Source organism: Nonomuraea sp. LPB2021202275-12-8 (genome assembly GCF_037044575.1).
Classification (GTDB): domain Bacteria; phylum Actinomycetota; class Actinomycetes; order Streptosporangiales; family Streptosporangiaceae; genus Nonomuraea.
Window position 1 is genome coordinate 255374 of sequence record NZ_JBAHWD010000008.1, and the last position, 16709, is coordinate 272082.

The following is a 16709-nucleotide window of genomic DNA, read 5'->3' on the forward strand; positions in this document are numbered from 1 at the left end:
CGCCGTGCGTGTGCTGACCGCCGCGCTGCTCGCGCTGCACGCCCCCGCGCAGGAGCCCATCAGGGAGCAGCAGCAGTGGGTGCTCGACGCGCTCAACGTCGAGCAGGCGTGGAACGTCACCAAGGGCAAGGGCGTCACCGTGGCGGTGATCGACAGCGCCGTCGACACCAAGGTGAAGGAGCTGCGCGACCGCGTCACCGTCGGCCCGGACATGGGCTCGGCCTCGGCGGAGGGCAAGGTGACGCCGGGCAGGCACGGCACCGCGATGGCCGGGCTGATCGCCGGGTCGGGCAAGGACGGCGGCCTCATCGGCGTCGCCCCGGAGGCGCGCTTGCTGTCCCTGCCGCTGGCGGTGGACGAGGAGCCCGAGATGCACGTGATCCCGCCGCTGCAGGACCAGCGGGGCGGGCTGGAGAGCCCGCTGGCCCGCGCCCTGCGCTATGCCGCCAACCACGGCGCGCAGGTCGTCAGCATGTCGATCGGCACCTACGGGCCGCACAGGTCCGAGCGCGAGGCCGTCTCCTACGCGCTCGGCAAGGGCGTCGTGCTCGTCGCGGCCGTGGGCAACGACGGGCAGACCCAGTACGCCAAGGACAAGGGCAGCTCCTACTGGAGCTTCCCGGCCGGCTATCCGGGCGTCATCGGCGTGGCGGCCGTGGACAAGAAGAGCCAGGTCGCGCCGTACAGCAGCGACAACCTGTCCGTGCTCGTGGCCGCGCCCGGCTCGGGGGTGCCCGTCGTCAAGCGCGGCAGCGGCTACGAGGCGTCCGAGGGGACCAGCGCGGCGGCGGCGCTGGTGGCGGGGGTGGCGGCGCTCGTGAAGTCGCGCCACCCGAGCCTGCGGCCCGAGCAGGTGGCGCAGGCGCTGGCCGCCGGATCCAGGGGCCGCCCGGCCGCCGGATACGACGACAGGAGCGGGTTCGGGGTGGTCGACGCCGCCGCCGCGCTCAACGCCGCCGCGCGGCTCACCGGCCAGCAGCGCGCCGTGCCCATGCCCGACGACCAGCACTTCGGGCAGGGCGAGAACTCGCCCGCGCCGTCGGCGCCGGGGCCCGATCCGTGGCGGCTCTGGCTGTACGGCGGGGGCGTTCTGGTGGCGCTTGTCATGTTCTGCGGGGCACTCGTGATGCTCAATCAGCGTAGGGAGTAAAGATCCGCTATGGTCGCGCGTCATGGGATACGAGCTACGCGTGGTTCGTGAGTCGCCTCTGGCCTTTGGAGAGCTGGCGAAGGCGATCGCACCGGCCGGTTTCGAGCTGCGCGGATCGGACGAGATCGTCGCCAGGCACGGCGACGGCACCCACCCTGTGGGCGTATGGCGGGAGCAGCTGATCGGGGAGCCCGGCTCCGACTGGCAGGTGGCGCAGCTCGTCCGGCTGTCCGCCGCCCTCGGCGCCAGGCTGGTCGGCGAGGACGGCGAGGTCTACGCGCTGCGTGACGGGGTCGTGGAGCTGCTGGCCGGTGGCACGGCGACGGAGATCGGGAAGCTGGACGAGATGATCGACGCGGGCCCGGCGGCGTGGACGCCGTAAACCCGTTCGCCGAGCGGGTGCTCGATCTCGTCGAGCGCATCCCGCCCGGCAGGGTCATGTCCTACGGCGACATCGCCGAGTACCTCGGTCAGGGCGGGCCCAGGCAGGTCGGCCGGGTGATGTCCACGTGGGGAGGCGGTGTGCCCTGGTGGCGGGTGGTGCACGCCGACGGTACGGGCGCCCCTGATCACGAGGCGCGTTGCCTGGCTCGCTGGCGCGAGGAGGGCACCGCGCTGCGCGGTGACCGGGTGGACATGCGCAGGGCGCGCTGGGACGGGCGTTCAGCCGATTCTCAGGAAGTGCCATGACCTGCTTGTTCAGTTACATGGCGAATTGTTGCCATGTGACTCCTATTAGCATGGGCAGAACACTGACGGCGGCCCGAAAGGCGGTGCCTTCCCGATGGCTACCGGCGTAACAGCCCAGAGCCCGGGCGGCGAAGCGGTCCCCGACCGCCTCAAGGCCGTCCAGGATCTCTGCGATCGCGGCGAACCGCTTGACGCGATCATGCGCGTCGTAGGGTCCGGCGGCCGCGACTCCACGTTCGACACCGAGGTGCTCAGCGGTCCGCTCGGCGCGCGGATGGATCTGGCGGTCAAGCGCGGCGCCGCCCGCAGGCGCGAGCTCGTCACCCTTCTGCGCCCCTACCTGGCGGGCGTCGACCAGGGCGTCAAGCGCGAGCTGCCCGTGGCCCGCCGCCTCATCTGCCACCTGATCGAGCACCGCCCCGACGAGGAGCTCGTCGAGGGCGAGACGCTCGCCAAGGTCGTCGCCGCCGCGGCCGAGCCGTCCAAGCGCATCCGCAAGGGCCTGCGCTGGTATGCCGACCTGCCGTTGCGCGACGAGCTGCCGGCCGAGCTGTTCCGGCTCAGGCGCGCCGACCTGGTGCCCGTGACCCACATCGACGACATCGTCTGGGCCGGCGGCAAGCTGCGCATCACCGGCTTCGCCTACCTCGCGGGCCTGTCGGTCCGCAGCCACCGCTTCAACCGGGCGACCGTGGTGCTGCGCGGCCCGCGCTGGCTGCCGCCCGTCCGCCTGCGCACCCGTCGCGTGCTCGCGCCCGAGGCCACCCACGGCGCCCGCGAGCCGGGCTGCAACTACGACTGGTCCGGCTTCAGCGCCGAGCTCAACCCGTGGGCGCTGCGCTGGCGCGGCGCGGCCCGGGGGCTCGTCTCCGCCGTACGGCGCCGGCTGCGCAGCCGTCCCGCCGTGCGCGACACCACCACCTGGCGGGCCGAGATCGTGTTCTGGAGCCGCGGAGCCAGGGCCACCGGCCTGCTTCGCGGGGCCTCCGTGGGCCGCAGCGAGCGCCCCGCCGGCCGCCGGCTGAAGCCCGGCTGGTGGGCCAGGCCGGTCTGGACCTCCGACCGCGCCCTGCAGGTCGTGCTCCAGCCCAACCGGGCCGAGCTGACCGGCGTCGTCGTCGACGAGGATCGCCTCGGGCTGCAGATCTTCCTGCCCGACCGCACGGTGACCAAGGGGCACGCCCGGCTGGGTGGCCACCGCATCGCCGCCGACTTCACCCCCGCGGGCAAGGGCACCGAGGTGCTCATCAGCCTGGCCGTGCCGGCGCTGCTGCAGGAGAAGGACGGCCGCCGCCTGTGGGTCGAGCCCAAGGGCGACCCGGCGGCCTCCGTCATGCTGGGCGACCTGGCGGGCACCAGGGCGACCGTCGCGGACCGCGAGATCACCGTTCTCGGCGACCGGCGCGACCGGGTGGTCGTCTCCGCCCACCGGATCCGCCCGGTGATCGTCTCGGCGGTGTGGGAGGGATCCACGCTCGTCCTGAGCGGCCACTACCCTGACGCTCCCGGACCGCGCTCGCTCACCCTGCGGCACCGCTCCGGCCTGTCCTACCTGATCCCGATGGAGCGTACGGGCGAGTCCTTCACCGTGCGGCTCACCCCGGCGGCCATGGACCGCTTCGGCGAGACGGTGCCGCTGTCGTCCGGCACCTGGAACATGTCCGTACGCCACCCCGCCGGCGAGATCGTCCCGGTGCGCATGGAGCACGCCTCGCTGGAGTCCCTCGACGAGGAGCCGCGCACCCTCGGCGGCCACTCCTTCCGGATGGTCTCCACCCGCTTCGACGTGCCCGTGGTGCTGTCGGAGGAGGAGCGGCCCGCGGTCGAGAAGGGCGTGGCGGGCACCCACGTGCTGCGGCGCGTCTTCTACCCCGCGCAGCGCGCCGAGCCGCTCAACGACGCGACCGTCTACGTGGTCAACGACGGCCGCCTGTATGCCGACAGCGTCCGGGCCGTCTACGAGGAGCGGCTGCGGCGCGGCGACGACCGCGAGCACATCTGGATCGTCAAGGACGGCGCGTTCACCCCGCCCGGCCCGGCGACCGTGGTGCGCGCCAACAGCCGTGAGCACCACGAGGCGCTCGCCCGCTCCCGCTACATCGTCACCAACTCGTTCCTGCCCGTCTGGTTCCGCTCCCGCGAGGGCCAGGTGGTCGTGCAGACCTGGCACGGCACGCCGGCCAAGCACATCGGCAACGACCAGCCGCACATGGCCCGCGACCCCCGCCCGCCGATCTGGCACCGGCAGGCCGCCGAGGTGCGCGGCTGGGACGTGCTGCTGTCACAGTCGCCGTGGGCCACCCCGGTGCTGCGCAAGGCGTTCGGCTACCAGGGCGAGGTCCTCGAGAGCGGCCTGCCGCGCAACGACGTCCTCACCTCACCCGACAGGGACGACCTGGCGGCGGCGGTCCGCGAGCGCCTCGGCTTGGCCGAGGGCAAGCGAGTGATCCTCTACGCCCCCACCTGGCGCGACTACGACCGCAAGAACGCCATGGTCAAGCTCGACCTGGCCAAGGCCCGTGAGGCGCTCGGCGCGGACCACGAGCTACTGGTGCGCGCCCATCCCATGCAGGCCATGCCCGCCGTGCCTGACATCGCCCGCGACGTCACCACTTATCCCGACATCGCGGATCTGCTGCTGGTGACGGACGTCCTGGTGACCGACTACTCCTCGGTCATGTTCGACTTCGCCGTGACGGGCCGCCCGATCGTCTTCTACGGTTATGACCTGGCGAAGTACTCCACCAAGCGGGGCCTGTACGTGGACCTGCCGGAGATCGCGCCGGGCCCGGTACTGTCGACGTCGTCGGACGTGGTCGACGCGCTGCGGTCCATCGACGAGGTGGAGGCGGCGCACGCCGACCGCTACAGCGCCTTCCGGGCCACCTTCGCCCCGCGCGACGACGGAAAGGCCACCGCCCGGGTCGTGGACCACATCTTCTCCTGAGTTCTGCCAGGCTCAGTGTCTCGGCGTGTCGGTGATAATCCTGACATTTGCCCAGATACCGTAGGCGATCGTGCGGGGCGACCGGTCAAGTCGGCACGATCTACCCCTGTGGTCTGGTGGAATCTAGTGTTGTGAGTGGTCAGACCTGGCGACTGGTGCGCCGCAGCAGTGGGGGGCCTGCAGAGGCCCCTGTGCTGGACGAACATCAGCGAGCCGCGGTCGAGCACCAGGGCGGCCCGCTGCTCGTGCTCGCCGGGCCGGGCACCGGCAAGACCACCACGATCGTGGAGAGCGTCGTCGAGCGGATCGAGCGGCGTGGAGCGGACCCAGAGCGGGTGCTGATCCTCACCTTCAGCCGCAAGGCCGCCGGCGAGCTGCGCGAGCGTGTCACAGGACGGCTGCGCAGGACCACCCGCACGCCGCTGGCGTTGACCTTCCACTCCTATGCCTACGCGCTGCTGCGGCGCGAGGCCGTGCTCGCCGGTGAGCAGCCGCCGCGCCTGCTCACCGGGCCCGAGCAGCTCCTGGAGGTGCGGCGGCTGCTCCACGGCGAGCTGGAGGACGGCGCTCTGGAGTGGCCGGAGGACCTGCGCGAGCCGTTGAAGACCCGCGGGTTCGCCGAGGAACTGCGCGACTTCCTGTCGCGAGCCGCGGAGCGCGGGCTCGACGGCGAACGGGTGCAGGAGCTGGGCAGGCGCCACGGCCGGGCCGACTGGGTGGCGGCGGGCCGGTTCTCGCAGCGTTACCAGGTCCGCTTCGACCTCGATCCCGATCCGGCGCTCGACTACTCCGAGCTGATCAGGGCGGCGGCGGGGCTGCTGACCGACCCCGACGTGCGCAGGCGCGAGCGCGCGGCGCAGGACGCGGTGTTCGTGGACGAGTACCAGGACACCGATCCGGCTCAGGAGTTCCTGCTGCAGCAGCTCGCGGGCGACGGCCGGGACCTGGTCGCGGTGGGCGACCCCGACCAGTCGATCTACGGTTTCCGCGGCGCCGACGTGCACGGCATCATGAAGTTCCCGGAGCGTTTCCGTACCCGTGACGGGCAGGACGCGCCGGTGGTGGCGCTGAGGATCTGCCGTCGCAGCGGCGCCGAGCTGCTGGAGGCCTCGCGCCGGGTCGCCGCCCGTCTGCCCGCCGCGCCCATGCCCGACGCCACCCCCGGCGGCCGCTCCAGCGGTCACCGGGACCTGTTGCCGCTGCCGGAGACGCCGGCCGGGGACGTGCGCGTGCTGCTGGCCGACAGCACCAGCCAGGAGGCGGCCGTGGTCGCCGACACGCTGCGGCGGGCACACCTGATCGACGGGGTGCCGTGGCACCGGATGGCGGTGCTGGTGCGCTCGGCGGTCCGCCAGGTGCCGCTGCTGCGGCGCGCGCTGGTCAACGCCGGGGTGCCCACGATGATCGCCGGCGACGAGGTGCCGATCGCGCAGGAGCCCGGGGTACGGCCACTGCTGACCATGCTCCGGGTCGCGCTGGACCTCGCCGAGCTGGACGAGGGCGTGTCCGAGGAGCTGCTGACCGGGCCGCTCGGCGGGACGGACATGATCGGGGTACGTCGTCTGCGCCGCGCCCTCAAGATCGCCGAGAACGAGGCGGCCGCCGAGCCGCCGGCCGAAGGCGAGCCGGTGGCGGAGGTGGAGCCGGTCACCCTGCCCTTCGTGCCGCGCTCGTCCGGAGAGCTGCTCGTGGCGGCGGTCAAGGACGCGCGCGAGCTCGTCCGGATCGAGCCGCACATCGCGCTGCCCGCGGAGCGCGTCGCCAGGCTGCTGGCCACGGCCAGGGAGGCGGTGCGGCAGCAGGGCAGCGCCGAGGAGGTGCTGTGGGCCGTGTGGCAGGGCAGCGGGCTGGCCGAGCGGTGGACCGAGCTGAGCCTGTCCGGTGGCGCCCGGGGGGCGCAGGCCGACCGGGACCTCGACGCGGTGGTGGCGCTGTTCGACCACGCCGCCCGCTTCGTCGACCGGATGCCCAAGGCCGGGCCCGAGGTGTTCCTGGACGACCTGGCCTCACAGGAGATCCCCGGCGACACGCTGGCCGAGCGCGCGCCCGACGGCGACGCCGTGCGCGTGCTGACCGCGCATCGCTCCAAGGGCCTGGAATGGGACGTGGTCGTCGTGGCGGGCGTGCAGGAGGGGGTCTGGCCCGACCTGCGACTGCGCGGGTCGATGCTGGGTGTGGAAGATCTGGTCGAGGTGGTGGAGGGGGCGCGGCCGAGCGCCGCGTCGCTCGCCTCGAAGCTGCTGGCCGAGGAGCGGCGGCTGTTCTACGTGGCCGCCACCCGCGCCCGCCGCAGGCTGGTGGTCACCGCCGTGGGCGGCGAGGACACCGACGAGCGGCCTTCGAGGTTCCTGTCGGAGCTGATGCCGGGCGCGGTCGAGGAGGCCACGGTCGACGACCGGGCCAGGTGGCTGAACATGGCCGCGCTGGTGGCGGACCTGCGCAGCGCCGTCACCGACCCCACCAAGCCCGCCGGGATGAGGCGGAAGGCCGCCCAGCAGCTCGCCAGGCTGGCCGCCGCCGGAGTGTCCGGTGCGCATCCCAACGACTGGTACGCCCTGACCACCATGACCGACGACCGCGCCCTGAGCTGGCCGGACGACGTGGTCAGCATCTCCCCGTCGGCGGTGGAGAGCTTCACCAAGTGCGGCCTGCGCTGGCTGCTGGAGACGGCCGTCGGCGCCGCCGGCACCAGCTCCGCGCAGGGCCTCGGCACGGTGATCCACGCGCTGGCCGTGCTGGCCGCCACCGACCTGCCCAACGAGGACCTGCTCGGCAAGCGCCTGGACGAGATCTGGACCGAGCTCGACTTCGGCGGCGTATGGTTCAACCGCAAGCAGCGCCAGGTGGCCGAGCAGATGATCGGCAAGTTCCTCCGCTGGCACAAGGAAAACCCGCGAGAGCTCGTCGCCCTGGAAGAGGCGTTCGTCGCCACGGTGGCCGACGGCGTCCAGATCAAGGGCCGCGTCGACCGGGTGGAGCGCGACTCGGAGGGCCGGGCGGTGATCATCGACCTCAAGACGGGCGGTTCCAAGCCGAAGCCGGGCGAGCTCGACCGTCACCCGCAGCTCGGCGTCTACCAGCTCGCGGCGCTGCTGGGCGCGTTCGCCAGGCACGGCATGACCGAGCCCGGCGGGGCCGCGCTGGTCCAGCTCGGCAAGGCGGCGGGCAAGAGCGCCGCGGTCGAGCAGCAGCAGCAGGCGCTGGCCGAGGACGCGAACCCCGGCTGGGCCGGGGACCTGGTCGACACCGTGGCGATCGGCATGTCAGGACCGTTCTTCCAGGCGAAGGTGAACGACGGCTGCCGCACCTGCGCGGCCAGGGCGAGCTGCCCGGTGAACGACAGCGGGGGACAGGTGTGCTGAACCCGGTCGAACTGGCCGACAAGCTCGGCATCCTGCCGCCCACCCGCGAGCAGGCCGCCGTCATCGAAGCCCCCCTCGAACCCATGGTCGTCATGGCCGGCGCCGGTTCGGGCAAGAGCGAGACGATGGCCGGCCGGGTGGTCTGGCTGGTCGCCAACGGGCTGGTCAAACCGGCGAACGTGCTCGGCCTGACGTTCACCCGCAAGGCCGCCGCCGAGCTCGCCACCCGCGTCAGGGAGCGGCTGGGCGGCCTGGCGGAGGCGGGCCTGGTCGAGCCCGCGATGCTGGACGAGGAGCCGACCGTCTCCACCTACCACGCCTACGCCGCCCGCCTGGTCACCGACCACGCCCTGCGTGAGGCGCTGGAGCCCACCATGCGCCTGGTCACGCCGGCGGTCTCGTGGCAGCTCGCCTCCCGGGTGGTGGCCATGTACGACGGGCCGATGGACAGGATCGAGCTGAGCCCGCCGTCGGTCACGGCCGCGGTGCTGGAGCTGGCCGGGGAGCTGTCGGAGCACCTTCGCGCCGCTCCCGACGTGCGGCGGGTCGGCGAATGGCTGCGGGAGAGGTACGACGCGCTGCCGGGCAGGACGATCGCGGCCCAGCGCAAGCCGCTGGCCGTGCAGGCGGCCAGGGAGCAGCTGCTGCCGCTGGTGGAGGCGTACGAGCGGCTCAAGCGCGGCCGGGAGGTCATCGACTACGGCGACCAGATGTCGCTGGCGGCGAGGATCGCCGCCAACCACAAGGAGGTCGGCGAGATCGAGCGCTCCCGCTTCTCGGTGGTGCTGCTCGACGAGTATCAGGACACCAGCCACGCCCAGCTCGTGCTGCTGCGCTCGCTGTTCGGCGGCGGCCACCCGGTGACGGCGGTGGGCGACCCCTGCCAGTCGATCTACGGCTGGCGCGGCGCCTCGGCGGGCAACCTGCGCCGCTTCCCCCGGGACTTCAGGATCGGCTCCGGCGACCTCGCCCCGGTGCGGCAGCTCAGCGTCAGCTTCCGCAACGGCGACCGGGTCCTCGACGTCGCCGCCCGGATCCAGCTGCCGCTGCGCATGGAGGCCCGTGAGGTGCCCGTCCTGGTTCCCGGCTCCAACCGGGTCGACCGCGGCCGGGTCACCTGCGCCTTCCACGAGACCGCCGAGGACGAGGCCAGGTGGATCGCCGACGGCCTGGCGAGACTGCTGGGCCAGGAGGTCGCCCCCGACGGCCTGCCCTGGGGCGAGAAGGAGCGCAAGAAGACGCTCGCCATCCAGCCGCAGGACGTGGCGATCCTGGCGCGCAAGCGATCGCAGTTCCCCGCCCTGCGCAGGGCCCTGGAGGAGCGCGACATCCCGGTCGAGGTCGTCGGCCTGGGCGGCCTGCTGACCGTGCCCGAGGTCAACGACATCGTCGCGACGCTGCGCGTGCTCTACGACCCGACGGCCGGTGACGCGCTGGCCCGGCTGATGGCGGGACCGCGCTGGCGGATCGGCCCGGCCGACATGCGGGTGCTGGGCGAGTTCGCCCGCGAGCTGAACCGCGAGTCCCGCGACAGCCGCCGTGCCGACGACCCGCTGGACCAGGTGGTGGCCGATCTGGCCGAGGAGCGCGGCAGCCTGGTGGACGCGCTTGACGAGCTGCCCGACCGGGAGGCGTGGCTGGGCTCCTTCTCGCCGCTGGCCGCGACCAGGCTGGTCGCGCTCGCGCACGAGCTGCGCCAGCTCAGGGCCCACACCGGGCAGCCGCTGGCCGACCTGATCAGCGAGGTCGAGCGCAGGCTGGGGCTGGACATCGAGGTGGCGGCCCGTGGCGGCACGGTCAGCGCCTTCGCCGCCCGGGCCGACCTCGACGCCTTCCAGGACGCCGCGTTCCGGTTCGCGGGCGACGCCGAGGATCCGACGCTGGGAGCGTTCCTGGCCTACCTGCAGGCGGCCGAGAGCGAGGAGTTCGGGCTGGAGGCCGGCCGGGTCGGCGAGAGCAACAGCGTCAAACTGATGACCGTGCACGCCTCCAAGGGCCTGGAGTGGCCCGTCGTGGTGGTGCCCGGCCTGTCGCAGCTCGTCAGCTCCAAGGGCACGATCGCCTCCGGCAGCATGTTCCCCGCGACCCCCGTGACCAACAGCCGCTGGACCGACAACCCGCGCAAGCTGCCGTACGCGCTGCGCGGCGACGCCGCCGACCTGCCCAGGCTGAGCGGGCTGGGCAAGGAGGAGCTGGCCGTTTTCGACGAGCTCTGCCGCGACCGCGACGTCACCGAGGAGCGGCGGCTGGCGTACGTGGCCGTCACCCGCGCCCACTACCACCTCATCGCCTCCGGCTACCGGTGGGGGAGCGCCTCCAAGCCGCTGGCGCCGTCGGACTTCCTGCTGGAGATCCGCGACACCGCCGACCGGGTGGCGTTCTGGGCGCCCGAGGTGGTCGAGGGCGCCACGAACCCGCTGCTGGCCGAGCCCGCCGAGGCCGTCTGGCCGGTCACCCCTGAAGGCCTGCGGTACGAGTCCGTCCTCGACGGCGCCAGGCTGGTGGAGAACGCGCTGGAAGGCACGGAGGCGGCCGAGGAGGACGAGCCGCTGCGCGCGTTCGAGGAGGAGCGTGTGCGCGCCTGGGAGCGCGACACCGACCTGCTGCTGCGCGAGCGCGAGATGCACCGGCGGCGCCGCGCCACGACCGTCGAGCTGCCGACCAAGCTCACCGTGTCGTCGCTGGTCACGCTGGCCGCCGACGCCCGGGAGCTGGCCCGCAGGATCCGCCGCCCGGTCCCGGTCAAGCCCGCCCCGCTGGCCCGCCGCGGCACCTCCTTCCACAAGTGGCTGGAGACGCGCTGGGACCAGCAGCGGCTCATCGACGACTTCGAGCTGGACGTCCTGCGGGAGCCGGAGGAGGCGGACGTGCGGCTGGCCGAGCTGCAGGAGCGCTTCGAGCAGAGCGAGTGGGCAGGGAGGCGGCCGCACGACCTGGAGGTGCCGTTCGAGACCATGATCGCCGATCGGCTGGTGCGGGGGCGGATGGACGCCGTCTTCGAGCTGCCGGACGGCCGCTACGAGGTCGTCGACTGGAAGACCGGCGCGCCGCCGAAGGGCAAGGCGGCCAAGGCCGCGTCGGTGCAGCTCGCCGCCTACCGCCTGGCCTGGTCCCACCTGGCGGGGGTGCCGCTGGAGAAGGTGGGCGCGGCCTTCCACTATGTGCGCGCGAACCGCACCGTGCGGCCGGTGGACCTGCTCGACGCCGACGGCCTGGTGGCGCTCATCGAGGCGGTCCCCAGGGGCTCCTAGGCCCGCAGATAGCGGAAGGCCGGCCGAGGATGCATCAGGAAGTCGTGGTGGGAGATGTTCCAGGCATAGGCCCCGGCCATCCCGAACACCACCGTGTCTCCCACCCGCACAGAAGTCACGATTTGTCGGGCGAAGACGTCTTTGGGGGTGCATAGCTGGCCGACGAGGTTGACCGGCTCGTCCGTGAGGGCTGGGCCGTCGCCGGTCGGCAGGACCGTGAAGGGCTGGTCGTGGCCCTTGGTCACCGGGGTTCGCAGGTGGTGGGTGCCGCCCAGGAGGATCGCGTACGCCTGGCCGCGCACCCGTTTCACGTCCACGACCCTGGTGACGTAGTGGCCGCAGTAGGCCGTCAGCGCCCGGCCCGGCTCGATGCGCACCCGCTGGCCTGGCCGGCGCACCCCGGCCAGCCCGGCGCCGTAGCGGGCCCAGTCGAACCTCCCGGCGGGCGAGGTGTAGGACACGGCCATGCCGCCGCCCAGGTTCACCTCGGCCCGGTCGGTGTCCAGCAGCGTCCCGGCCAGCCGGAGCAGCTCCGGCGCCGCCAGGCCGCTGGCCAGGTGGGCGTGCAGGCCGCGCAGCCGCACCCGGCCGGTGAACAGGGGCAGGCACTCGGCGACACCGGCCTCGTCCATGCCGAACGGGCCGCTCATCGTGAGCGCGGCGCCCTCCACCGGCAGGTCCGGGTTGATCCGCAGCAGCACGTCGGCCTCCAGTCCGGTCGCGAGCAGGCGGCGCAGCTCGTTCGGCGACTCCACGTGGATGCGGTGGTGGGGCAGCCGCAGCTCGGCGTCCGTCTTCCCGGGCCCGCCCAGGGCCAGCGGCCTGCCGGGAAGCAGGCCGGAGACGTGCGCGTGCTCGCCCTCCGACGACACCTCGAAGCCGTCCACGTGCCTGTCCAGCACCCGCAGCAGCTCCGCGTCCGGATTGGCCTTGACCGCGTAGTACAGCTCGATGTCCGGCAGCGCGCGCCGTACGGCCGCCGCGTGCTCGTCCAGGGCGGGCAGGTCGTAGAGGTAGGCCGGGACGGCGGGGAGCCGCAGGGCGGCTTCGCGAACTCCGGTGGCGATCATGCGAGCGGGTTCGCGATCGGGACGTATCCGGCGGACCGGTCGGCAGCCCTGGCCCAGCGCACGCTCAGGTTGGCCTTGGCCGGCAGCGGGGACCCGGCCAGGAGGTCCGACAGGGGCAGCGGCCAGCCCAGCTCGCCGGCCTGCCGGACGAAGATCTCGCGGGCGGCCTTCCACAGGTGGGGCAGCAGTGTCTCGTCGCCACCCGCCACCGTCCCGGCGATCTCCATGAGGTGGTTGACCAACAGGCAGTAGACCACCCTCGCCCAGCCGCGCTCGGCGTCGTACGACAGCGCCTGCGCCACCTGCGGCGCCAGGCCGGTGAGGTCGTGGCGGCCGGTGACGAGCTTGGTGCCCTCCAGGTCCCGGAAGACCGCCTCCACGGGCAGCCCGGAGTCGTCCAGGCCGACCAGGACGTTCTGCAGGTGCGGTTCGAGGATCACGCCGTGCTCGAAGTAGAGCTCCAGGACGGGCGGCGCGACAGCCGAGACGTAGGCGGCCCACCAGGCGACCGGGTCACGGCCGAGCGCCCCCAGGCGGGGCGGTCCTGCCGGGCCGGCGAGCACCGCGTCCGGCCTGGCGGATCCGGCCGGGCCGAACCCCGTCCCGGCGGCGAGGGCGCCGGCCAGGATCGGGGTCACGCCGGGCGAGCAGGCCGTCCACGGGCCGTCCCTGACGATCACGCCGAGTCCTTCCAGCAGGCGCGGGCCGAGGCGGGCCGAGCGGTAGCCGGGCTCGGGGAGCCATCGCGTTCCAGGGAACTTGCCGGATATTTCATCGAATATCGGGGTGAGGCGGCTGGTCAGCTCCACCGCACCGGCCAGCTCGTACCAGGCGTTCTTCCGCACGCAGTTGGTGATCCGCACGTCGAGGCTGAACTTCAGGCACGCCCCGGCCGCCGGCGCGTACACGGTCCGCACCGACGAGGTGGGCACGACGGCGGGCCCCGGCCCCAGATCCACCAGCTCGCCGCCCAGCCGGGGCCGCAGCAGGTCGAGCTGCCACGGATGGGCGGGCAGCAGCCGGTAACCGGCGGGGGCCACGCCCAGCAGGTCGAGCGCCCCCGCGTCCCCCTCCTCGGCCAGCACGTCCTCGCGTACACCCAGCAGCCGGAGCGGGAACCGCGCGTGCGCCTCGGGCGCGTAACGCAGCCACCCGGCCCCGCCCCGCGCCTTCGGGCTCGGGTGGAACGGATGCCCGTACACCAGCGCCTGCTCCGAGGCCAGCCACGGATCCGCCGGAGGCACGGCCGCGGCCCTGGCACGCAGGATCTCGGCCACGGCCTCGCGGCTCGCCGCCACCTGCCCGGCGAACTCCCCGTTGTGGTCACGGTCGCCGCCCAGATCGGCCTCCGCCAGCCGTACCAGCTCGTCGGCCGTCAGCGGGTGCCAGGCGCCCGCTTCGAGGCGCTCGGGGCGGCCCTCGAAGCGCAGCGCGGCGCCGCCGCGCGTGCGCGCCCGCAGCAGCGCGCCGCCCACCCGCAGCAGGAGGTACGGCGGCGCGGGCCAGACCAGGCCGCGCGGCCCGGCCACCTCCCGCACGCAGCAGCGCAGCAGGGCCGCGAGCGTCGCCTCCTCGGCCAGCTCGGCAGGCGAGGTGAGGGCCAGACCGTGCATTCAAGCTCTCCTCAGGTAGTTGGGCCCGCTGGTGCCGTAGAACTTGTTGACGTCCCTGGCGCCGGTCCGCTCCTTGGCCACGAGCGTCCCGGCGGTGACCATGGACTTGCCGGTCAGCCTGGCCGCGTCGAGCGTCCTGGCCCGCAGAAGCCTGGCCATCGGGTCGTCGCCGTAGCCGTCGAGCGCCTCGGCCAGCGTGTCGCGCAGCAGGGCGGACGCCCGGGCGTGCGGCAGCGCCCCGAACGCGATCGCGGCGGAGGCCAGGTGGAGGGTGATGGTCACGAACACGTCGGCCAGCGCGTGCGGGTCGTCGGTCAGCATCCGGGGATCGGCGAATCCGGGCACCTCGACTCCGGCGGCCGCGAGCCTGGCGGGGGAGGCCAGCAGCCCGTCGTTGTCCTTGACCAGCAGCTTCATGCCATCGTCCGTGAAGACCAGGGACAGGTTCTGCTGGTGGGCCTCCAGCGCGACGCCGTACTCGACGAACAGCCGCACGTTCCAGCCCAGCAGGAGGCGCAGGTAGGCGGGCAGCACGTCGCCCAGTTCGGCCAGGACTCCCGGCACGGCCAGCGCGGCGACCGGCACGACCTGGCCCGGCGGGAGCCTGCGCACCATCCAGGCCAGGTACTCGTGCCCGGCGTGCGCGTACGTCTGCTCGTCGGCGATCAGCACCTCCGGACCGGCGAGCTCGCGCAGCAGCGACTCCGCCCTGGCGCCGTCGCCCAGCGTGCCCGCCTTGATCGAGCGCCGGTTGCGCGCCCCGAGCGTGCTGGTGGGCAGCGGCAGCTTGAGATGGGTGCGGGCGTCGATCTCCACGGTCCGCATCGACAGGGTGGGCCGTACGGTGACGCGCGGCTCGTCCAGGACCCGCACCCCGTCGATCTTCCGCACCTCTTCCACGGCCAGCGGGTGCACCGGGAACAGCACCTCGCCGTCCGGGAGCACCTCCGCCATCACGTCGGCGGGCAGCCTGGGCGCCGAGCCCGGCTCCAGCATCCGGTGCGGCACGGCCGCCCAGCGCAGCTCGAACGCGGGCGCGAACTCCGGCGCGTACGCCAGCAGGTCGGCCTCCGACAGCCCCAGCCGCGCCCGTGACGTGGGATAGACCGGATGGTCGGCGAACGCCGCGAGCGACTCGTAGGACGGCCTCCCGGCGAGCACGCGGGGCAGGTGCGCGTCGTGCAGCTCCAGCGCGGCCAGCGCCGCCACGCACTCCTCGAAGAACGCCGCCACGCCCTCCGCGTCCTGCGGCGCGGCGATCTCCGCCAGCGTCTCCAGGACCTGCTCCAGCCCGAGCAGCTCGCCGGGCGCCACCACGAAGTCCTGGAACGGCACGCCGGGCGCCAGTCGCACCAGCCGCCCGTCGGCCAGCGTCAGCCCGACGCCGTCCCGGCTCCTGGTCACCCGGGACGACAGCTTGCCGTAGTCCTCGCGCAGCAGCGCGTCGAGCACCCGGGCGGCCAGGTACGCCTCCCTGGGACTCATCCGACGACCCAGGGCCGGGTGGCGCGATAGTCGAGGACGGCCGCGTCCACCCGGGCCCGGTCCGGCCCGACGGCCCGGATCACGCCCAGGTAGTCGCGGTTGGTGTGCGTCTGTTCCACCCGCTCGCCGACCCGGCGCAGCGGCCGGTGCCAGAGCCTGACGCCGTCGCGGTCGAACTGCTCCGCACCGGGCGCCGAGGTGATCGTGCCCGACCGGCCGGCGACCAGGCTGACCGCGCTGCCGTACCGGCCTGTCGACGGCACGGCCGGGACGCCTTCGCCGAGGTGCGCCCGCAGGATCCACTCGAACAGCGGCACCCCGAGCACGTCGGCGAGCAGGAAGTCGCAGTGGTCGCCGATGACCCGGTAGTTGATCTCGACGATCCTGGGCCCACGCGGGGTGAGCACGTATTCGGTGTGGCAGGCGCCGAAGCCCGCGCCGATCGCCCGCAGCGCCGCCAGCACGTGCTCGTGCGGCCCCTCCGGCGCCCAGTCCAGCCGCTCCTCGACGAAGTGCGGCAGCGGCCCCAGCGTGGTCTCGAACCCGCCGAGCACCCGGATCGTCCTCCCGTCGCCCAGTGTCTCCAGCGTGCGCAGCGGCCCCTGGAGATACTCCTCCACGACCAGGGACTCGCCCGGACGCCGCTTCCTGACCGATCGGACGGCCCCGGCCAGGTCGGCGTCCACGTACAGCACGTCCTCACTGGCCACGCCCTCCCGGGGCTTGACCACGAGAGGGTAGGGCAGCTCTTCCGGCACCGGATCGGCGGGCCCGAGCCGCACGGAGAAGACCCGCTCGACCCCCGCCTCGGCGAGCCTGCGGCGGGTCAGGAACTTGTTCTTGGCGGTCAGGCAGGCGCGCCAGTCCTTGCCGGGCAGCCCGAAGTAGTCCGCGGCCAGCGCGGTCTCCGCCTGCAGGTGATCGGAGTTGGAGAAGACCGCGTCGGGCCTGCCGAGCTGCTCGATCGCGTCGATCAGGGCGCGCGGGTCGCGCACGTCGCAGGCGACCGCGCCGGGATGCCGCTCCGGCCGGTCGGTGAGGATCGTCACCTCGCACCCCAGCGCGCGGGCCGCGGGCAGGAACCCGCCGGTCACCGAGTCGGTCGCTTTGAGCGCGGTCAGGTAGAGCCGCAACGCGAGGC

The 16709-nt window shown here is 73.4% G+C and carries 10 protein-coding genes; 6 read left to right on the top strand and 4 right to left on the bottom strand.

Annotated elements, in window-relative coordinates; all coding sequences use genetic code 11:
• Positions 1-4 precede the first annotated feature (4 nt).
• The 6 genes from V5E28_RS18385 to V5E28_RS18410 all read left to right on the top strand — a co-directional run bounded on the left by V5E28_RS18385 (position 5) and on the right by V5E28_RS18410 (position 11400).
• On the top strand, positions 5-1150 hold the full coding sequence (locus V5E28_RS18385) for a S8 family serine peptidase (protein ID WP_336208147.1): 1146 nt from the start codon (positions 5-7) through the stop codon (positions 1148-1150).
• A 22-nt stretch (positions 1151-1172) separates the two neighbouring features.
• Positions 1173-1532, top strand: coding sequence for a hypothetical protein (locus V5E28_RS18390; RefSeq protein WP_336208148.1), 360 nt, complete (start codon positions 1173-1175; stop codon positions 1530-1532).
• The gene (locus V5E28_RS18395) at positions 1520-1840 is read left to right on the top strand and encodes an MGMT family protein (RefSeq protein ID WP_442945835.1); all 321 of its coding nucleotides are present in this window, start codon (positions 1520-1522) and stop codon (positions 1838-1840) included. Before V5E28_RS18390 ends, V5E28_RS18395 begins: the two co-directional genes overlap by 13 nt.
• Positions 1841-2039: 199 nt before the next feature.
• The gene (locus V5E28_RS18400; RefSeq protein ID WP_336208149.1) at positions 2040-4787 is read left to right on the top strand and encodes a CDP-glycerol glycerophosphotransferase family protein; all 2748 of its coding nucleotides are present in this window, start codon (positions 2040-2042) and stop codon (positions 4785-4787) included.
• A gap of 191 nt (positions 4788-4978) precedes the next feature.
• Positions 4979-8149, top strand: coding sequence for an ATP-dependent helicase (locus tag V5E28_RS18405; RefSeq protein WP_336208150.1), 3171 nt, complete (start codon positions 4979-4981; stop codon positions 8147-8149).
• On the top strand, positions 8143-11400 hold the full coding sequence (locus V5E28_RS18410) for an ATP-dependent helicase (protein ID WP_336208151.1): 3258 nt from the start codon (positions 8143-8145) through the stop codon (positions 11398-11400). The genes V5E28_RS18405 and V5E28_RS18410 overlap by 7 nt, the downstream gene beginning before the upstream one ends.
• Here the strand turns inward: V5E28_RS18410 and V5E28_RS18415 are convergent.
• Genes V5E28_RS18415 through V5E28_RS18430 form a run of 4 tightly spaced genes read right to left on the bottom strand, consistent with a single transcriptional unit; the run spans position 11397 to position 16701 of the window.
• The gene (locus V5E28_RS18415) at positions 11397-12470 is read right to left on the bottom strand and encodes a type III PLP-dependent enzyme (protein ID WP_336208152.1); all 1074 of its coding nucleotides are present in this window, start codon (positions 12468-12470) and stop codon (positions 11397-11399) included. The genes V5E28_RS18410 and V5E28_RS18415 overlap by 4 nt on opposite strands.
• A complete protein-coding gene (locus tag V5E28_RS18420; protein ID WP_336208153.1) occupies positions 12467-14083 on the bottom strand; it encodes an IucA/IucC family protein in 1617 nt (538 codons plus the stop codon). The genes V5E28_RS18415 and V5E28_RS18420 overlap by 4 nt, the downstream gene beginning before the upstream one ends.
• On the bottom strand, positions 14084-15568 hold the full coding sequence (locus tag V5E28_RS18425) for an IucA/IucC family protein (RefSeq protein ID WP_336208154.1): 1485 nt from the start codon (positions 15566-15568) through the stop codon (positions 14084-14086). It lies immediately after the preceding gene.
• Entirely contained in the window at positions 15565-16701 is a 1137-nt protein-coding gene (locus V5E28_RS18430; RefSeq protein ID WP_336208155.1) for a siderophore biosynthesis protein, read from the bottom strand. The genes V5E28_RS18425 and V5E28_RS18430 overlap by 4 nt, the downstream gene beginning before the upstream one ends.
• Between the last annotated feature and the right edge of the window lie 8 nt (positions 16702-16709).

Bases quoted from the DNA above. Each gene is read 5' to 3' on its own strand.
- V5E28_RS18415 (WP_336208152.1), bottom strand. From the start codon at position 12,470: ATGATCGCCACCGGAGTTCGCGAAGCCGCCCTGCGGCTCCCCGCCGTC.
- V5E28_RS18400 (WP_336208149.1), top strand. From the start codon at position 2,040: ATGCGCGTCGTAGGGTCCGGCGGCCGCGACTCCACGTTCGACACCGAG.
- V5E28_RS18390 (WP_336208148.1), top strand. From the start codon at position 1,173: ATGGGATACGAGCTACGCGTGGTTCGTGAGTCGCCTCTGGCCTTTGGA.
- V5E28_RS18420 (WP_336208153.1), bottom strand. From the start codon at position 14,083: ATGCACGGTCTGGCCCTCACCTCGCCTGCCGAGCTGGCCGAGGAGGCG.
- V5E28_RS18425 (WP_336208154.1), bottom strand. From the start codon at position 15,568: ATGAGTCCCAGGGAGGCGTACCTGGCCGCCCGGGTGCTCGACGCGCTG.